This window comes from Rhizobium sp. 32-5/1 (genome assembly GCF_029537235.1).
GTDB lineage: Bacteria > Pseudomonadota > Alphaproteobacteria > Rhizobiales > Rhizobiaceae > Pararhizobium.
Map to the genome: position 1 here is coordinate 21,324 of NZ_CP120640.1, position 16,567 is coordinate 37,890.

The following is a 16,567-nucleotide window of genomic DNA, read 5'->3' on the forward strand; positions in this document are numbered from 1 at the left end:
GAACGACCTTTATTTGCGCTCTCATTTCACATAGTCTTTGCAAGAAGTTTGCGCGAACGAGGGGAAATATGGTTCGATCTATCGCAGTTGAGCTCGATGACTTCGATGTGAAAATCCTGCGCATGGTGCAGCAGGACAACCATGCGTCTCAACGCGTCATCGCAGAGAAAATTGGGCTGTCGCCTCCCGCGGTCGCACGCCGACTTCAGCATCTGCGCGAAACAAAAGTCATCCGACAAGATATTGCGGTGCTGGACGAGACTGCCGTCGGGCGGCCGCTGACGATCATCGTCCATGTCACCACCGAGAATGAACGGTTGGACCTGCTGGATGCAATGAAGGATCGCTTCAACCGGTGTCCACAGGTTCAGCAGTGCTATTACGTTACTGGCGAGATGGACTTCATCCTGATCCTCAACGTGAAGGACATGGCAGAGTACAATGAGGTCACGCGGAGGTTGTTTTTCGACGCGGGCAACGTCAAAAGTTTCCGCACCTGCGTGTCCATGGAAAACGTCAAGACCCACGGCCCAATTCCGGTGTGAGACCCGTTTGAACCAATGACTGAGCGTTGCGGGTCAACAGGGTTCGAATATCGTTCGTTTATGGTCAGGCACCAACTGCCGTACCGATCGCTATGGTGGTGCGACGATCAAGGAGCGGTCACGGTTCGCAAGCGAGGTCGTCGCTGCCATTCGGGGGGCGGTTGGCCCGGACTTTCCGATCATCCTGGGTCGGTTGGTGTGTGAAGAAATTCAATGCCACAGACTCGAACTCAAACCGCTCGCGCTCCTCGCCCGCTGACCGCGCCAGGATGGGAGGTAGCTAACGCTATCTCCATCGCGAGAGCCCTCCGCGGGTGCCCTTTAGCATCGCCAATAGGCATGGTTTGCGATGGCTTCGACGATGTCTGGAAACGGCTCCTGTAGTCATTCGGACTTACGCCGATGGTTTTGGCGAAGACCCGGCGCATAGCATTCACGTCCGCGAAGCCGCAAGTGGTAGCGATCCTCAAGAGCGGCTGCGTGGTGTCCTGCAGCAGTCGTCTCGCAGCGTCCGTGCGGGCGGCTGCAACGAATTCCGCCGGCGTGAAGCCGAGCTCCTTACGGAAGACCCGAGCGAAGTTCCGGGTGCTCATGCCGACCTCGTGGGCAAGACTCTCCACGTCGAGGTCGCGGTTCAAATTCGACAAAACGTACTCCTGGGCCTTCTGGATCAGGGTCGTTTCCGACATCTGGCCGACGAGATACGCACTGAACTGCGACTGTCCGCCAGGTCTTTTCATGAACATGACCATGTAGCGCGCAACGATCATTGCGGTGTCCTTGCCATGGTCTTCCTCGACGAGCGACAATGCGAGATCGATACCTGCCGTGACACCGGCAGCCGTTATCAGAGACCCGTCGCGCACGTAGATGGCGTCGGCATCCAGATCGATATCGGGATATTCGTCGCTGAACTTCGCGGCGCATTCCCAATGCGTGGTAACCCTTTTTCCGTCGAGAAGACCGGCGGCGGCGAGCAGGAACACTCCAGTGCAGATCGATCCGAACCGTCTGGCCGTCGGTACTCGACGCTGGAGCCAGGCGATGACGGCTGGGTCGATTTCGAAGAAGGCCGGATCGCCTGCTACGAGTAGGGTGTCGATATCCTCGTCCTCATCGAAGATTGTCCGATCGGCCATGAACCGCAACTGACCCGTTCCCGCCACGGAAGGGGCGCCAGTCGACATGATTTGGATATCGTAAGCGTCCATGTCGCCCAATCGTCTTGCCGCCTCCCAGAAGACCTCGGCGGGACCAACGATGTCGAGTGACTGTACGCCGGGGGCGCGAGGATGACGATTCGCATGGGCTTTAGCCTCCTGGTTTGTCATTCACCAAATTGGTCATGCAAGATCGCTGCCAGTCCCCTCGCGTCAGGCTGCGTCGTATCTGCCTGCTGTTAAGGTGGAAGTTGCATCCCTCATGGACATCCCCCTTGTCGATCTTCGCCTTTGCTGCCGCTTCAAATGCGACGTCGTTCTGTTCATAGAATTCGACGCAGTCTTGCTGCACTGGGAATTTGAACAATAGTGCACGGAATGCTCGGCGATGAACGATGCAGTTGCCACCATTTCCGGCGGCAAACTGCAGGGCATCGAGGTCGTCCCTCCAGATCATATCGTTGCTCACGTCGCGCGTTCGAAGCGGTTGAAGAGTGTCCCGCTCAACGAGCCCAAGAGCGCCCAGAACGCGAGGCTGGTCATGACTGCCGCGGCAACAAATTGACGCTCGAGAGCTTCCGGAGCCAGCGCGTGCGTCCCTTCTGGCGCTGCAGGGGCGCCGATCAAATGAGGCGCGGCGATCAGCGCGATGGCAATCAGGGCCGCCCATGGCTTACGCTTGAACGCGATCAGTCCGATGCCCGCGGCAGTCGCCAGGGCGGTTCCGATCCACCAGAGTTGCCGGTCACCAAGCGGAGCAGAGGGTGTCCCTGGCAGTTCGGGCGGCAGACCCAGCATGGGAGCGAGCATTACACATGCGAACCCTGCCAATCCCCAAAGCAGGCCTTCGCGCCACGTTACGGGTTTTCCGCGCGTTGCGATAAGGCCGCACAGCACCAGCGCATATCCAATCGCGGTCAGCATGTTGGCGGCCACCGTGAACGCCATTCGTTCAAACCCGTCTGCGGGTTCCCAGGCGCCTTCTTCGTGATCGTGACCAGCTTCATGGACGTGGGCATCCGCCATGGGGGACTTGGTGATCGCCTCGGGCTCCACGTCGCCCGCTTTTTCGTAGACTTCCGCCTTGGCGATCAACTGGCTTGTGCCGGCAAACTGAACCGCGCTTACGGACACACCAACGATGACGCCGGTAAGGGCAGCGGTAAAAACGATGGAGCGAAACAAAGACATTTCAGAGGCCCTCAGTGGCAAGGAAACGCATTGGCATGACGGGTGTCATGCGCTGCGTTGTGAACGATCTCGATATGGGAGAACCCTACGAAGCCGACGATGATCGCGCCAAAGCACAAGGCCATCGCCGCCTGAAGAATTCTGGCTGCGGAGTTCGCTATGATTGGCGTCGAGATGTTTGAAGTTGCGGATACTGACATTTTTCGTACCTTTCGAGACGGGCGGCGTGCCCTTTGCGAAGTATCTGTTGCTGTTTTTGATCAGGCCGCGAGCACGGCCCGGATCTCTTCGGGATCGATGATGCCAGCCTTGACGACTGCCTTCTCGAGCGCCGCCAGGAACTGGTCGTAGTAGTTCCATGTCGAGCGATCGACAGGATGGGCATCCTCCCAGGCCTTGATCGTCGAGATCAGTTCGTCGCGAAAATCATCCCACTCAAAAATGCCGTTCTTGGCGAGCGCCAGGGCTATTCCGAACGAGGACCGCTCCCACTGCGAACCGAAGCAGAGAGACCCGTTGGCGCGAGGAGGATTATCGGTCTTCCCCATCATCTCAGTGATTGCGAAGTGTTCGAACTGGGTCAGCATCGTCGACGGCCTCACGCGGCCTTGGCGATGGCGACGCCCATCATTGCCTCGGGAGTGACGAGCGCCTCGAGTTCCGCTTCCGTCATTCCTTCTGTGCCAACCGGACGTTCAGGAATGACGAACCAGCGGATCTGCGCACTGGAATCCCACACTTTGATTTCGATGGCTTCGGGGACCGGGAGTCCGAACTCGCCCAGAACAGCGCGTGGTTCTCGGGCGGCGCGGCTGCGAAAGGTGGGATCCTTGTACCAGTAGGGAGGCAGCCCCAGGACCGGCCAGGGATAGCAGGAGCAAAGTGTGCATATGATAAGGTTGTGCACATCCGGCGAGTTCGCGACGGCACGCATATGCTCGCCCTCGGCGCCTGCCATGCCCTCGGGCAGATTGAGTTCGGCGATCGCCGCCGGTGTGTCTGTCACGAGCCGATCTTTGAAGGACGGGTCAACCCAGGCTCGGGCGACGATCTTTGCACCGTTGAAGGGTCCCATCTTCGTTTCGAAGAAGTCGAGGACCGTGTCGACGGTCTTGTCCGTAATAATGCCCTTTTTGATCAGCAGGGCTTCGAGAGCCTTGACCCGCGCGGCGCTGTAGGCTTCGCGATCCTCGCGATATTGAAAGCGGTCGATCATGTGATGTGTGCTCCTATTGGATGGCGGGTCAAGCAGCCTGTTTGGCAGATGCTGCCGCAGGCGCTTCGACGTAGTGCGAATACAGATCGGCGTAGAGACTGAAGTTTTTCTCAGTGTTGCCGGGCCAGAGGTCTTCCGGTTCGAACCGAATGCAGTAGACGGGCATTGCAGCGCCGATGCCGTCAGTCCCTGTATCGCAGAGGTAGACGTAGGCTCCGTCATAAACCGTCTCGACGGTACCGCTCTTGTTGCGAAGAAAGCCCGGAAGTCTGGTGTGCTCGATGGAGGGAACGTTCTTGATTGAAACCAAGTCACCGACCGCGAAATCAAAAGACACATTCGTGTCGCGCTTCGGGCTGTCGCCTTCGACGAGATATTGCACGACCCGGTTGTCGATGGCCGCGTCGCCGGCGGCCGGGAACGGCTTCGACGGATCTCTATAAAATTCTTCCGTCAACGCGTCGAGTTCTTCCGCGGTGATATATCCGTTGTCGATGAAGTAGCCGGAAATGCCGCCAAGCCATTTTTCGTAATAGCGGAATTTGAAATAATCGAACGGGTTCAGGGATTCGGCACCCTTTCGAAGGTCCGCCCATGTCCAAACAGTCGTGAATTTGGACGGTGTCGGGGGAAGTGGCAGTTGCGAGGAAAGCGCCATCATAGCCGTATGGATGCCGAAGATGCGGGTTTCCCAGGTCTCGACGAAAACGCGAGTTTCGGTGCTCACCGGGCCTAGACCCTCAAGCCCGCCTAGATAGTGTTGCAGTTTCATGACGTTGTCCTTTCTGCGTTGCGGAATTAGGCGGTGATCGGCTTCTTGGCCGCCAGGAGATTGGTGCCCATTTCGGAGAGCAACCCGAAGACGCCCCCAAGGAGCATGGCGGCCATCGCGACGAGTGTTGGATGATTGATGCCGGAGGTCGCAACGGTGGTGTTGGTGGCGGCCGTCGTGCCAACGAAGGAGGCGAAGCCAAAGACGATCGCTGGAGTGAAGCTCAGGATCGGAATGGAGGAAGCAAGTACCATTGCCGACGTGCCGAGACCGACCAGGACGGCAGCGAAGATTGGATAGGCTGGTCCGAACTGGATGATTAGGAGCGTGATCGTAGCGATGATGATGCCCGTCCAGTTCGAAACAATGCTTTTGATCAGTCCGCGCTGGCCACCGCCACAAGCGAAGAAGGAAGCCCAGGCGATGAACGTCACCCAGACGGGAACGGGAAATACGGTCGCGGTAATGTAGGTATCGATCGCGCCCAGGACGCCAAGGCTGATCATTGCGGCAACGAGAGGGGGCATGTTCTGTCTCCTTGATGGACAAGTGGCATTTCCGGAATGAAGGGGTCAGGAAGCGAGCGCATGCGGATTGGCAAGGCAGCTTCTGAAACCCTCGCGCAAGCCGCGTTCGTCGAGATTGCGACCGATAAAGACCAAGTCGCTCAGGCGAGCCTCGGAGGGCTGCCAGATCTTGCCGGGGCGTCCTTCCAGGGTCATATGGACGCCATGGAAGACGTATCGCCTCGCCTCGCCGGCGAAGTTCAACACACCCTTCATGCGGAAAAGATCGGTGCCGATCTCCTGGACAAGCCGGTTGAGCCAACGGTTGAGGGCGGCCGGGTCGAGAGCCTCGTAGTCGCGGATAGCGACGCAGCCGATCGTTTGGTCGTGCTCGTGGGCATGTTCGTCCAGAATGTTCGGATCGATCGCCAGAATGTTTTTGAGGTCGAAGGCGCCGATCCCCAGGACGTCCGCCAGTTCCACGTCGCAGGAACTTGTGCGGATGATCCGGGCCAGCGGGTTGCGCCTCTTCAGGTCCTGTTCGATTTCGATCAAACGATATTCGTCTTCAAGATCGATCTTGTTGAGCAAGAGGACGTCGGCGAAACTGATCTGCTCGACCGCCGCCTCCTGCGAGAGCTGGCGCGATATGTGACGCGCGTCGACAACTGTCACGATCGCATCGAGCTCAAGCCTTGCCGATAGAACCTCGTCGAGAATGAACGACTGTATGACCGGGGCGGGGTCGGCGAGCCCCGACGTCTCGATTATGAAACGGTCGATTGGTCGTCCAGATGCGAGCAGGCTGCGGATGGCGGCGATAAGATCGTCACGGACCGTGCAGCAAATGCAACCATTGTTGAGCTCGACGATTTCATCCTTGGTCTGAACGACGAGCTGTCCATCTATCCCGACCTCCCCATACTCGTTGACGATGACTGCGACACGCTCGGCGCTTCCCAAGCTCAAGATCCGGTTCAGCAGGGTTGTCTTCCCCGCGCCCAGAAACCCCGTCAGGATTGTTGTTTTCAACTTCGACATTGCCGCTTGCTCCGTGTTTGCATAGCTTCGCCGTCTCGCTTAAAGCGGGTTCGATCTCAGCCAATTCTCAATTTAGAGGTACTATTACTGGCGAGCCGCTAGGCTTGCTTAAGCCGCATTACAGGTAAAACCGGCCAATTGCGCAATAGGGCCAAGGCATGCATTTCCGGCCAAAATAACAGCAGAAACCGCCAAATTTTCGTACTTTACCGCGGCTGCTGCTTAAATAAACTGCATGCTTAAAACGTAGGCAGGGTATGATTTTATTGTAGTCAATTTCAATGCGCTCTCGTTTTTAACCTGGAATGGTCCCCAGATTTGCAAAATTCCATTTTACCCGCTTTAGCAGACCGGTGGCGCAACAGGCCGAGGTCCTGGTGTGCGCGTGTGGCCAAGCCTCAGATGTGTCGCCCGATCATCGGCCCGGAGATCTCGGGCGCACTTGCGATGCACGGTGTCGATCTCAGCGGTTAAGCTTGTCCGGAAGATGATAATCTGCAAGCTACGACTTCTTCGGGCTGTCATGGCCGTCCCGTGACAGAAAAGTCCGGACAAGTGCCCGGACTTTCGATGCGGTTCTCAAGGCAGTGGGGCGGGAGCCATATTCACCGAAGTCCCCTGCGCGGGGCGCCCCTCGTTGTAAAGATTATGTGTTCAGATCGCGCCCCCGCGTTTCCGGAAGGAGAAGTGCACCAATCACTGCCGTCAAACCGGCAATGGCGACTGTGTACCAGAGACCACCGAAGATATTTCCTGTCGTGAGCACAACTGCCGTTGCCACGAAAGGCGCAAATCCACCGATCCATCCATTGCCGAGTTGCAGGGCAACCGAAACACCGCTGTAGCGTATCCGAACGGGAAAGAGTTCAACCAGAAGCGCCCCGAGCGGTCCGTAGACCATTGTCGCGAGGAAAACCAAGGCAAAGAGCACGAGGACGACCATGGGACCATTCGGCTGGACCGGGGCCTTTGCCACCGGCATCCCCACTTCCGTCAGGGCGGCAACGAGCTCGCCCTCATTCATGGATTTCGCCTCACCGCCATTGATCTGGATTCGGAGAGGCTCGCCATCAACCTTCACGGTGTAAGGTACGGCACGCCCAGTTAGCAACGCCTTCGCCTTTTGGCATTCCGTCGTTGCCTGCGGCCGGAACAATTGCCCGATAAAGGATTGATCATGGTCGCAATCATTGCCCACCAGCACCAAGGAGGTTTTGGCACGGAACTCCGTCAGCGCCGGATTGCCATAGGTTGCCAGCGCTTGGAAAAGTGGCATGATCAGCAGAGCCGACAGGGCGCATCCGGTTACGACAATCCACTTCCGCCCAATCCTGTCGGAAAGCCAGCCGAAGAACAGGAAGAACGGGGTGCCGAGTGTGAGCGCCACGAGAAGGTAGAAGTTCGCCTGATCATGAGTCATCTTGAGGATGGTCGTCATGAAATACAGGCTGTAGAAATGGCCCGTGTACCAGATGACCGCCTGACCCGCGACGACGCCGAAGATCGCTACCAGCACAAGGCGCAAGTTCTTGCGATCACCTAAGGTCTCGGCGATTGGGTTCTTCGAGCCTTTTCCTTGCGCCTTCATTTCCTTAAAGACCGGCGACTCATGCAGTTTGAGGCGGATGTAGAGCGACAGGATCAAAAGCAGGATTGAACCAATGAAGGGTATGCGCCATCCCCAGCTCGCAAAATCCTCCGCCGACAACGAGGATCGGCAAAGAACGATCACGATCAGTGACAGGAATAGGCCAAGCGTTGCGGTGATCTGAATCCAGCTTGTCGTGAGGCCTCGCCGGTCGGGGTCGGAATGTTCTGCAACGTAGGTGACGGCACCACCGAACTCGCCGCCGACCGCCAGACCCTGTAGCAGGCGCAGTCCCACAAGCAGGGCGGGAGCTGCCCATCCGATTGACTCGTAGGTGGGCAACAGGCCAATTGCTGCGGTGGCGAGGCCCATGATCAGCATGGTCACGAGGAAGGTTTTCTTCCGGCCGACAAGGTCACCGAGCCTGCCAAAGACGATTGCACCAAAGGGTCGAAGGACGAAGCCCGCGCCGAAGGTCGCAAGCGCGGCGAGCAAAGCCGCGGTTTCATTACCCTTTGGGAAAAACAACGTGCTGAAGAAGGCGGCTAGGGATCCGTAGATAAAGAAGTCATACCATTCGAAAACGGTTCCGAGCGCGGCCGCAAAAACGGTCCGTTTCGTGTTGCGGTCCAGATCGTGCGCCTTTGGCTTGATCTGTGAAGTCATCTCTTGAACAGACATGTGAGCCTCCCACTCAAACGGTTTGATGCGAGAGGCCTGTGCCGCTCGACCGAGAAAAACGAATATCGCAGTCCTTGAGAAAGCTCTCGAGGACATGGTTGAAGACCTGCGGCTGCTCGAGCATTGGGAAATGACCCGCGTCCGCTATAACCTCAAGCCGGCTTTCCGGAATACCCTCTGCGAGAATAACGGATTCGCCGGGTGGCGTGATGATGTCCTCAGTGCCGACCACGACCAGCGTGGGTACGCCGATATCGTGAAGATTGGCCCGGCTGTCCGACGCATTGAGTGAGGCGATCGCCTCCCGTGCAACAAAAGCCGGCGTTTGGGCAACCTCTTGTCTGGCAAATTCGACAAGGTCTCTGCCGGCTGTACGGCCGAATGAGCGCTCGATGACATTCTGGCTCGCATGGACAACGCCGTGGTCATCGATGGCCTTGAGAACATTGTCGACGTTGACATCCGCCCCAAGTCCGTGGGGCGTTGCCCCGACAAGCACAAGCGCGCGGACACGCTCGGGGTGGGACAGGGTAAAGGTCTGCGCCACCGTTCCTCCCATTGAGAGGCCGACGAGAATGGCTTCGTCGATTTCGAGTGCACGATAGACCGCAAGGATATCATTTGCGAAGGCCGCGATTGTGTAGCTGCGTCCCTCCGGTCGTGGCGATACACCGTGTCCCGGAAGATTGATGCGGATGACCCTGTAACGGGACGAGAACGCCTCAATTTGCTCCCGCCAGAATTGGGCTGTGGTCGTGAACCCGTGCACGAACACAAGCGGCAAACCGGCGCCCGACACGTGCACAACCGTATCGCCGATTGTCATGGTTTCGATATGCATCATTTCTGCTCCCCTTTAGGTTTCTACACCGGGAGCATCGCAAGGGGCGGGCCAGTTGGCGGTTTCGGAGGGTCACCATTGCTCAACCAGCTGGAAACATGTGCAAATTTCGAAACCTCCTCGCCGATCGACAAACACTTGTCCGTGAGTATCCCGCACACACCGTCACCTAATAGAGACACATATTGTCTCGCTTTAGAGACGATTAGTCGGTAGAGTGACAGTGACGCAATTTCATTGGGGTTCCAACCAGGTCAGGCTGAGATGACGCTTCCGGAGTGGTTCGCAGGTTCATCGGAAGAAGCCGGGTTTCTCCGTCTCGTGCTCGATCATGTCTCAGACTGTCTGGTCGCCGTCGATACAGCCGGGACAATCGTCCTGATCAATGAGCCCTACTGCCGGCTGCTCGGCGGTGAGGCCGATGACTTCCTCGGGCGCCACATAACCGATGTGGTAGGGCCACAGACCAAGCTACATTTCGTTGCACGCGGGATCGGCACCCATGTCGGTTATCCGCTCGAGGTTCGTGGCCATAAACTGGTAACGAAGCAAGTTCCAGTGCACCGGGACGGCAAGATCATCGGCGCGGTCGGGCTTGCCCTCTTCTCTGACTATGATGCCTTGAAGAAGACCTACAGCCGCATATCGAAAGCGGAACTCGCCATTCCGCAACGTCCTAGAGCGTGGCAATCGAAGTTCAGCCTGAATGACATCATCGGCACGGGTGAGTTGATGGATTCCTATCGTGACGCCATCAAGGTGGCCGCTGCGTATGATTTGCCTGTGATGATTTGTGGCGAGACCGGCGCGGGCAAGGAACTGGCCGCGCATGCCCTTCATGCACTGTCGGATAGGCGTAGTGGACCCTTTGTGTGGGTCAACTGCGCGTCCATTCCCAGCGAGCTGATTGAAGCCGAGCTCTTTGGTTACGAAGGCGGTGCTTTCACGGGCGCTCGCAGCCAAGGCAAACCGGGCAAGTTTGAGCTTGCCACAGGCGGCGTGCTTTTCCTGGACGAGATCGGCGACATGCCGCTCGCCCTTCAGGGCAGTTTGTTGCGCGTTCTGCAGATGAACGAAATCGTACGTGTCGGCGGTACCAATCCGGTCAGTATCGACTCGAGCATCGTCTGCGCGACCAATAGAGCTCTTCTTGACCTGGTGAAGGTGGGCCGCTTTCGCGAGGACCTGTATCACCGGCTGAATGTTTTGCCGATCAACGTCCCTCCCCTGCGGCATAGGAACGATATCCCACACCTTGCCGAGTGCTTGCTTGCGCGCATCGCAGGTCGGCTTGGTAAGCCCACACCAAACCTGACCGATCACGATCGCAATCTGTTGATGGGATATGCATGGCCAGGAAACGTGCGCGAGCTCGAAAACGCGCTGACGCGAATGATCATTACCGGGACACTCGCCATTTCTGCCCAGGAGGTTTCCTCAACCCCGGCGGAGCCAGACGCAACGCCACCACTCAAAGACAGGATCCGATCCCAAACGGACGCGGAGATCCGCTCCGCTCTCAAACAAACGCGCGGTAACAGGAGCCGTGCCGCTGAATTGCTCGGTATCAGCCGGGCCCACCTCTATCGCCTTCTCAAGGAGCCGGGCGCAAAATAGCTTGCCTTCAAGGAAGTCGCCCCGTTTTCAGCCGCAAACAATTCCCGCCGCCTTGGCTCGCGTGGTCGGGCAAGACAAACGCTCAGCCAAAATCCAGAGCCTCCAGGATGTCTTCGATAAGATCCTCGGCATCCTCCAGGCCGACGGAGCAGCGGATGACGTCATCTCCAAGCGCGTCGCAAAGACCGCCTCCTGAAAGGGACAGGTGGCGGGTGCTGGTGAGGCGGGCCGAATGGCATATGAGGCTGCCGACCTCTGCCAGATTGACGCCCGACTGTATAAGCCGCAGTCTGCTGATCATCGCCGTGGCACCATCCCTGCCCGCACGAAGGCCGAAAGCCAACATTCCCGAGCCACCTGACATCTGCCTGCGAGCGATTGAATGGTTCGGGTGAGATGGAAGAAAGGGATATCTTACCCACGCCACTGCCGGATGGGTTTCCAATGTCAGCGCGATCGCATGGGCGGCGGAACTGTGCCGATCCATCCTGAGAGCAAGTGTTTTCACACCACGAAGGATGAGGAACGAAGCCTGCGGTGAAATCACGGTCGCCTCAGGAAAACGAAGGCTGGTTTCCCGCAGTTTTTGAATGGTTGCGGTGTCTCCCAGCAGGGCGCCGCCGAGTGTGTCGCCATGACCGTTGATGTATTTGGTAAGTGATTGCAGGACAATATCGGCGCCGTGCTCAATCGGGCGCTGCAAGGCTGGCGAAGCGAATGTGCTGTCAACGACGATCTTGAGGCCGCAGGAGCGACCGCATTTTGCGATTGCAGCAATGTCGAGGATGTCGCCGAGAGGATTTGTCGGCGTATCAAAATAAATGAGACGCGTTCGAGGTGTCACCGCACGGTAGATGTTTGCCGGAAGCGACAGATCAACCGGGACCATTGTGATGCCGGCCCGCGTTAGCGTCTTCTCCATCAGAGCGGCCGTATCGGTACAAACTTGTCTGTGGACAATCATCTCGTCGCCTTCGGAGAGAAGCGCCAGTGCGAGCATATTGAAGGCGGCCAACCCTGATGAAAGGACCAAGCCGGCCTCGGCTCCTTCGAGGCGAGCCAATGTCTTCTCGAGCATGTCCGTCGCAGAGTGGGCGTTGTTGTCTGCACCGCTGATTTCTCTGACCAATTGAGCGGGACGGTTCAATGACAGGTCGACCGGTTGGTGGATAGCACGCGTCGAGAATCCGAGTTCGTCGAACTCCGGATCGGCCGCATCTAACTCATCGCGATCTCGCATGAACTTGTACCTCATCGGTGGACTAGACCAATCAATCTCTGTTCCAGACGGTATTCGAATATCGGCCGCTGCGGCCATCCGGTCGGCGCGCATTAGGGTGCGCCAGTGAAGATGAGCGTGACCATCGATGTGGCGTTAGGCTCACGGCGTTCGATTTCAGGAGACGGCCGGTGCATGCGGCAACGTTTTTTGCTCCGCCAACCCAAAAGTGCTTCGGTCCGACCTCAAGCAGAAGCAGTTGTATTTACAGGCCGCCCGTTCTCACGCGCGGACGCTGCAGCTCCGCGACAGTCATTACAAAGCGGAGCTCCTCCTTGCCACAATTCATGTAGGCATGTTTGTCTTCCGTCCGTGCCAAAACCGAAGAGCCCGCTTTAACGAGGTGCTCACTGTCAGCCAGTTTCAAGGTAAGCGCACCGGTTTCCACATTCAGCAGTTCGAGTGTTCCGGCCGAATGGCCGGGCGATTCGAAAACCTCACCGGGAAACAGCGTCCAGCGCCAAAGCTCGATTTCATCCGGCCCGTGGGTCCCAACCAGGAGAGTGGCACTCCCGCCCTTCGGACCGCGCCAAAGGACGGAGGCGTCCTCAGGTGGAACGATGCGCACAGGCACGTTGACTGCGACCCCGACGAAATCGGCGACAGAAACGCCCAATGCGGTCGCTGCTCGGCAGAGCGTCGCAATGCTCGGGTTTGCGCTGCCCTTTTCAATTTCGACCAGCATGCCTTTGCTGACGCCGGATTTGCGCGACAACTCATCGAGTGTCAGGCCATTCTGTTTCCTGAACAATTTGAGGTTCTGGGACACGGTTGCACTGACGCGTTCGACGTCGGTGACCGCTTCGGTCGATATATTGACTTTCTTTTCCATGGTCAGTATTATAGACTAAATTGGTCAATGGGAGCTAGAGGGCATGTTGGAATTTCCGGTCATCGATAAAGAAATCGCAAACATCGCACCAGACTTTCGCGCGATCAGCGTCTTCGTTGATATCAAGGATGACACGCGCGGCACCATAGCCAGAAATGTGCTGGAAGAGGCTTGTGATTTTGTCCGAGCTGGAGGGCCAGCCTGGAGTGAAGCACATCTGGCAAGTTGGTCCGACACCTATAGCCGGTTTGGAGCAAAACCAAATCGCACGCCCTGTTCTGCACAGGCGCTGAAGAAGCGGGTGGAGAAGGACGGCCGTATCCCTTCGATCAACCCGATCGTCGATCTCTACAACGCAGTCAGCTTACGTTTTGCCATACCGGTCGGTGGAGAAAACTTCGACGCCTATGTCGGCAAGCCACAGCTGTCTGTTGCCGACGGAACCGAAGTGTTCGACACGGTGATGAACGGAGAGGCGGTCATCGAAAACCCTACCAAGGGTGAAGTCATCTGGCGCGACGATATCGGTGTCACGTGCCGGCGCTGGAACTGGCGGCAAGGTACCCGGACCCGACTGGAGACGCTGGGCGGACGGATGTGGTTCATCTTGGAAAGTTTGGCGACAATGCCTGAGGAGGCGCTAGAGGAGGCGGCCAACATGCTGGTGAACGGTTTAAGGCAACTGGCACCAGGCTGTGAGGTCTACAGACACAAGATTATAGCCGGCTAACGCGCCGGCGGTAAATCCGAGACAATGGCAGGGTGAGGAACGTGCGCCGTTTAGGCGGCGCGTGCGGACGTTCGCGTCCATTTTTTACACTCGCAACCACGAATGATGGCGCTGTCAGATACGGCGATGGCGAAGCTTTGCCCGCGGAGGAGTGGGCCAACGCTCGCAAGTCAATGGAGGTGAAATGTACATCGAAACAGTCAAGCCAGCTTTGCTGGTGAGCGACGTTCACAAGAGCTACGGCGCGCACAAGGTGCTGAAGGGGATCTCCTTTCAGCGGAGAAGGGCGACGTGGTCTCGATCATCGGATCTTCGGGCTCAGGAAAGAGCACGTTCCTGCGCTGCATCAACTTCCTCGAAATTCCTGACCAAGGAACCTTCCAGATCAACGGCGAAGACGTGATCTTCCGCAAGGGCCGTGACGGCAAATGCCACCCCGCCAACTGGCGGCAGATCGAGAGGCTGAGAAGTGGCCTCGGCATGGTCTTCCAGAGCTTCAATCTCTGGCCGCACATGACCATTCTCCAGAACGTCATCGAGGCCCCGATCCACGTCCTGCGTATCGAGCGCAAAGCGGCGATCGAAAAGGCCGAGGCGCTACTGGCCAAAGTCGGTCTCTACGACAAGAAGGACACCTACCCCGCCTTCCTTTCCGGCGGCCAGCAGCAACGTGCGTCGATTGCCCGCGCGCTCTGCGTCGATCCGGCAGTGATGCTGTTTGATGAACCGACCTCGGCACTCGATCCGGAACTCGTCGGCGAAGTGCTCAAGGTCATCCGTGGGCTGGCCGAGGAAGGCCGCACCATGGTGATGGTCACCCACGAGATGAAGTTCGCACGCGACGTTTCCACCCGCGTCATGTTTTTGCACCAGGGCCAGGTCGAGGAACTCGGCCCTCCGGCCCAGGTCTTTGGTGCACCCACCAGCGCACGCTGCAAGGAGTTTGTTGCAGCCGGTTCGCACTAACCACCACCACCATCCCAACAGAAAAAGGGGAACCCTAAGATGAAGCATTTGGGAAAAGCTCTAGCTGTCGCAGCATTCATGCTGGCGACGAGCGCCCAAGCGGAAATCCGCTTCGGCGTGGTCAATGAGGCCTATGCGCCCTACACTACGAAGGACGCTTCGGGAAAAGCGATTGGCTGGGAGATCGATCTGATGGATGCGATCTGCAAAGAGCTGAAGGAACAATGCACGATCGTCGACGTCTCCTGGGACGGCCTCATTCCGGCTCTGGAGAGCAAGAAGATCGACGTGATCTGGTCTTCGATGTCGATCACCGACGAGCGCAAGAAGCGCATCGATTTCACGGACAAATATTACTCGGCTCTCGCCGGCATGATTGGCGCCAAGGATGGCGTCATCGGCGCGACCGCCGAGCAGCTGAAAGGAAAGACCGTCGGCATCGCCGTGTCGACGACCCAGTCGGCTTACTTCAAGAAGCATTTCGCCGAAATTGCGACCGAGAAAAGTTATGCGACCGTCGATGAATCATTCCAGGACCTCGCGTCGGGCCGCGTCGACTACATCTTTGCCGACACGGGACCGCTCAAGGAACTCCTGAAAACCGATCTCGGCAAGGAGTGCTGCGAATATAAAGGCAGTGTCGAGGCAGATGATGCAGTTCTTGGCGCTGGCGTCGGCGGTGGTGTCCGCAAAGGCGACGACGAGCTTCGCGAAAAGCTGAATGGTGCGATCAAAGCTGTCAGGGCGAACGGCACCTATGCCGAGTTCAGCAAGAAGTACTTCGACTACGACCCCTATTGAGTCCACGGGCGAGGCGGATTTGTCACCAGCCGTTGGTGGCAAATCTGCCGGTCCTGTTCTGGAAGGCTTCCCATGAGTTCCCCAAGTTCCATTCTGGACATGCTGTCGATTTCCCTCCCGGCTGGGGCGGCGTATTGATCACCGGCGCGTTCGCGACCCTGTTTATCTCGTTTGGTGCCTATCTGTTTGGAATGGTGCTGGGCTTGTTCGGCGCACTCGGCAAGTTGAGTGGGTTTGCCCCACTGCAATATGCTCTCAATGTCTATACGACGATCGTCCGTGCCGTGCCGGAGCTCATCCTGATCGTCTCGCTCTACTATGCGGGAACGGATGGGCTGAATCGGATTCTTGCCATGGCGGGCCTTGGCCCAGTCGAGGTCAATGGCCTGGTCGCAGCAATCGCGGTGCTGGGCTTTGTTCAGGGAGCCTACATGACCGAGGTTTTGCGGGGCGCGATCCTCGCCATTCCTGTTGGCCAGCTTGAAGCCGCCAAGTCCTTTGGGATGCGGCCAGGCTTGCGCTTCCGACGCATCGTCTTACCGGCTCTCATCCCCAATGCACTGCCCGGCTTTGCCAATCTGTGGATGTCCGTGATCAAGGACAGCGCCCTGATTGCCGTCGTCGGCTATCAGGAACTGGCTCTTGCGGCACGCGTCGCCGCGAGCAACACCAAGCAGTACATGGTCTTCTTCCTGGCTGCGGCGGCACTTTATCTCGTCATCACAATTCTATCGAACCTGCTGTTCTCCGCGCTCGAAGCCTACTTCCGCCGCGGCCAACGACCAGTAGCATAGGAGGCGG

At 57.8% G+C, this 16,567-nt stretch carries 16 protein-coding genes and 4 pseudogenes; 7 read left to right on the top strand and 13 right to left on the bottom strand.

All coding sequences use genetic code 11. The annotated features are described in order from the left end of the window. Positions 1–68 precede the first annotated feature (68 nt). Both P6U16_RS27080 and P6U16_RS27085 read left to right on the top strand, forming a co-directional pair. Positions 69–545, top strand: coding sequence for an Lrp/AsnC family transcriptional regulator (locus tag P6U16_RS27080; RefSeq protein ID WP_277704982.1), 477 nt, complete (start codon positions 69–71; stop codon positions 543–545). Between the two features lie 61 nt (positions 546–606). After that, a pseudogene (locus P6U16_RS27085) lies at positions 607–732 on the top strand (hypothetical protein); the annotation flags it as partial. 43 nt (positions 733–775) lie between these two features. Here the strand turns inward: P6U16_RS27085 and P6U16_RS27090 are convergent. The 11 genes and pseudogenes from P6U16_RS27090 to P6U16_RS27140 form a co-directional block, all read right to left on the bottom strand. After that, positions 776–1,851: pseudogene (locus tag P6U16_RS27090) on the bottom strand (helix-turn-helix domain-containing protein). 5 nt (positions 1,852–1,856) lie between these two features. Next, positions 1,857–2,174, bottom strand: a complete 318-nt coding sequence (locus P6U16_RS27095; RefSeq protein WP_277704983.1) for a hypothetical protein — start codon at positions 2,172–2,174, stop codon at positions 1,857–1,859. Then, on the bottom strand, positions 2,171–2,896 hold the full coding sequence (locus P6U16_RS27100) for a CbtA family protein (protein ID WP_277704984.1): 726 nt from the start codon (positions 2,894–2,896) through the stop codon (positions 2,171–2,173). The genes P6U16_RS27095 and P6U16_RS27100 overlap by 4 nt, the downstream gene beginning before the upstream one ends. A gap of 11 nt (positions 2,897–2,907) precedes the next feature. Continuing rightward, the gene (locus tag P6U16_RS27105; protein ID WP_277704985.1) at positions 2,908–3,096 is read right to left on the bottom strand and encodes a CbtB domain-containing protein; all 189 of its coding nucleotides are present in this window, start codon (positions 3,094–3,096) and stop codon (positions 2,908–2,910) included. 60 nt (positions 3,097–3,156) lie between these two features. Next, positions 3,157–3,483, bottom strand: a complete 327-nt coding sequence (locus tag P6U16_RS27110) for a nitrile hydratase accessory protein (RefSeq protein WP_277704986.1) — start codon at positions 3,481–3,483, stop codon at positions 3,157–3,159. A gap of 11 nt (positions 3,484–3,494) precedes the next feature. Next, positions 3,495–4,112 carry a nitrile hydratase subunit alpha gene (gene nthA / locus P6U16_RS27115; protein WP_277704987.1) on the bottom strand — a complete coding sequence of 206 codons (618 nt, stop codon included), beginning with the start codon at positions 4,110–4,112 and terminating at the stop codon, positions 3,495–3,497. Between the two features lie 28 nt (positions 4,113–4,140). Continuing rightward, complete coding sequence (nthB, locus tag P6U16_RS27120) at positions 4,141–4,884, bottom strand: nitrile hydratase subunit beta (protein WP_277704988.1); 744 nt, start codon at positions 4,882–4,884, stop codon at positions 4,141–4,143. A gap of 26 nt (positions 4,885–4,910) precedes the next feature. Continuing rightward, positions 4,911–5,411 carry a DUF1097 domain-containing protein gene (locus P6U16_RS27125; RefSeq protein WP_277704989.1) on the bottom strand — a complete coding sequence of 167 codons (501 nt, stop codon included), beginning with the start codon at positions 5,409–5,411 and terminating at the stop codon, positions 4,911–4,913. Between the two features lie 45 nt (positions 5,412–5,456). Continuing rightward, positions 5,457–6,431 (bottom strand): GTP-binding protein, encoded by a 975-nt coding sequence (locus tag P6U16_RS27130; protein WP_277704990.1) that lies wholly within the window; start codon positions 6,429–6,431, stop codon positions 5,457–5,459. 646 nt (positions 6,432–7,077) lie between these two features. Further along, the gene (locus P6U16_RS27135) at positions 7,078–8,700 is read right to left on the bottom strand and encodes an MFS transporter (RefSeq protein ID WP_277704991.1); all 1,623 of its coding nucleotides are present in this window, start codon (positions 8,698–8,700) and stop codon (positions 7,078–7,080) included. 13 nt (positions 8,701–8,713) lie between these two features. After that, positions 8,714–9,544 (bottom strand): alpha/beta fold hydrolase, encoded by an 831-nt coding sequence (locus tag P6U16_RS27140; protein WP_277704992.1) that lies wholly within the window; start codon positions 9,542–9,544, stop codon positions 8,714–8,716. Between the two features lie 261 nt (positions 9,545–9,805). On the opposite strand from P6U16_RS27140, the gene P6U16_RS27145 reads away from it, so the two are divergent. Then, complete coding sequence (locus P6U16_RS27145; protein WP_277704993.1) at positions 9,806–11,158, top strand: sigma 54-interacting transcriptional regulator; 1,353 nt, start codon at positions 9,806–9,808, stop codon at positions 11,156–11,158. Between the two features lie 82 nt (positions 11,159–11,240). Here P6U16_RS27145 and P6U16_RS27150 read toward each other — a convergent pair whose 3' ends face one another. After that, entirely contained in the window at positions 11,241–12,491 is a 1,251-nt protein-coding gene (locus P6U16_RS27150; protein ID WP_277704994.1) for an aminotransferase class I/II-fold pyridoxal phosphate-dependent enzyme, read from the bottom strand. Between the two features lie 151 nt (positions 12,492–12,642). Further along, entirely contained in the window at positions 12,643–13,269 is a 627-nt protein-coding gene (locus P6U16_RS27155; protein WP_277704995.1) for a helix-turn-helix domain-containing protein, read from the bottom strand. Between the two features lie 43 nt (positions 13,270–13,312). Here P6U16_RS27155 and P6U16_RS27160 point away from each other — a divergent pair, with 43 nt between their 5' ends. The 4 genes and pseudogenes from P6U16_RS27160 to P6U16_RS27175 all read left to right on the top strand — a co-directional run bounded on the left by P6U16_RS27160 (position 13,313) and on the right by P6U16_RS27175 (position 16,560). Beyond that, entirely contained in the window at positions 13,313–13,999 is a 687-nt protein-coding gene (locus tag P6U16_RS27160) for a B3/4 domain-containing protein (protein ID WP_277704996.1), read from the top strand. Positions 14,000–14,183: 184 nt separating this feature from the next. Beyond that, positions 14,184–14,965: pseudogene (locus P6U16_RS27165) on the top strand (ABC transporter ATP-binding protein). Positions 14,966–15,004: 39 nt separating this feature from the next. Next, positions 15,005–15,766, top strand: coding sequence for a transporter substrate-binding domain-containing protein (locus P6U16_RS27170; protein ID WP_209856353.1), 762 nt, complete (start codon positions 15,005–15,007; stop codon positions 15,764–15,766). A 72-nt stretch (positions 15,767–15,838) separates the two neighbouring features. After that, positions 15,839–16,560, top strand: a pseudogene (locus P6U16_RS27175) (ABC transporter permease subunit). The last annotated feature ends 7 nt before the right edge of the window (positions 16,561–16,567 follow it).

Coding starts and splice junctions, on each gene's coding strand:
- P6U16_RS27080 (WP_277704982.1), top strand. CDS start 69: ATGGTTCGATCTATCGCAGTTGAGCTCGATGACTTCGATGTGAAAATC.
- P6U16_RS27100 (WP_277704984.1), bottom strand. CDS start 2,896: ATGTCTTTGTTTCGCTCCATCGTTTTTACCGCTGCCCTTACCGGCGTC.
- P6U16_RS27105 (WP_277704985.1), bottom strand. CDS start 3,096: ATGTCAGTATCCGCAACTTCAAACATCTCGACGCCAATCATAGCGAAC.
- P6U16_RS27110 (WP_277704986.1), bottom strand. CDS start 3,483: ATGCTGACCCAGTTCGAACACTTCGCAATCACTGAGATGATGGGGAAG.
- nthA (WP_277704987.1), bottom strand. CDS start 4,112: ATGATCGACCGCTTTCAATATCGCGAGGATCGCGAAGCCTACAGCGCC.
- nthB (WP_277704988.1), bottom strand. CDS start 4,884: ATGAAACTGCAACACTATCTAGGCGGGCTTGAGGGTCTAGGCCCGGTG.
- P6U16_RS27125 (WP_277704989.1), bottom strand. CDS start 5,411: ATGCCCCCTCTCGTTGCCGCAATGATCAGCCTTGGCGTCCTGGGCGCG.
- P6U16_RS27130 (WP_277704990.1), bottom strand. CDS start 6,431: ATGTCGAAGTTGAAAACAACAATCCTGACGGGGTTTCTGGGCGCGGGG.
- P6U16_RS27135 (WP_277704991.1), bottom strand. CDS start 8,700: ATGTCTGTTCAAGAGATGACTTCACAGATCAAGCCAAAGGCGCACGAT.
- P6U16_RS27140 (WP_277704992.1), bottom strand. CDS start 9,544: ATGATGCATATCGAAACCATGACAATCGGCGATACGGTTGTGCACGTG.
- P6U16_RS27145 (WP_277704993.1), top strand. CDS start 9,806: ATGACGCTTCCGGAGTGGTTCGCAGGTTCATCGGAAGAAGCCGGGTTT.
- P6U16_RS27150 (WP_277704994.1), bottom strand. CDS start 12,491: ATGCGCGCCGACCGGATGGCCGCAGCGGCCGATATTCGAATACCGTCT.
- P6U16_RS27155 (WP_277704995.1), bottom strand. CDS start 13,269: ATGGAAAAGAAAGTCAATATATCGACCGAAGCGGTCACCGACGTCGAA.
- P6U16_RS27160 (WP_277704996.1), top strand. CDS start 13,313: ATGTTGGAATTTCCGGTCATCGATAAAGAAATCGCAAACATCGCACCA.
- P6U16_RS27170 (WP_209856353.1), top strand. CDS start 15,005: ATGAAGCATTTGGGAAAAGCTCTAGCTGTCGCAGCATTCATGCTGGCG.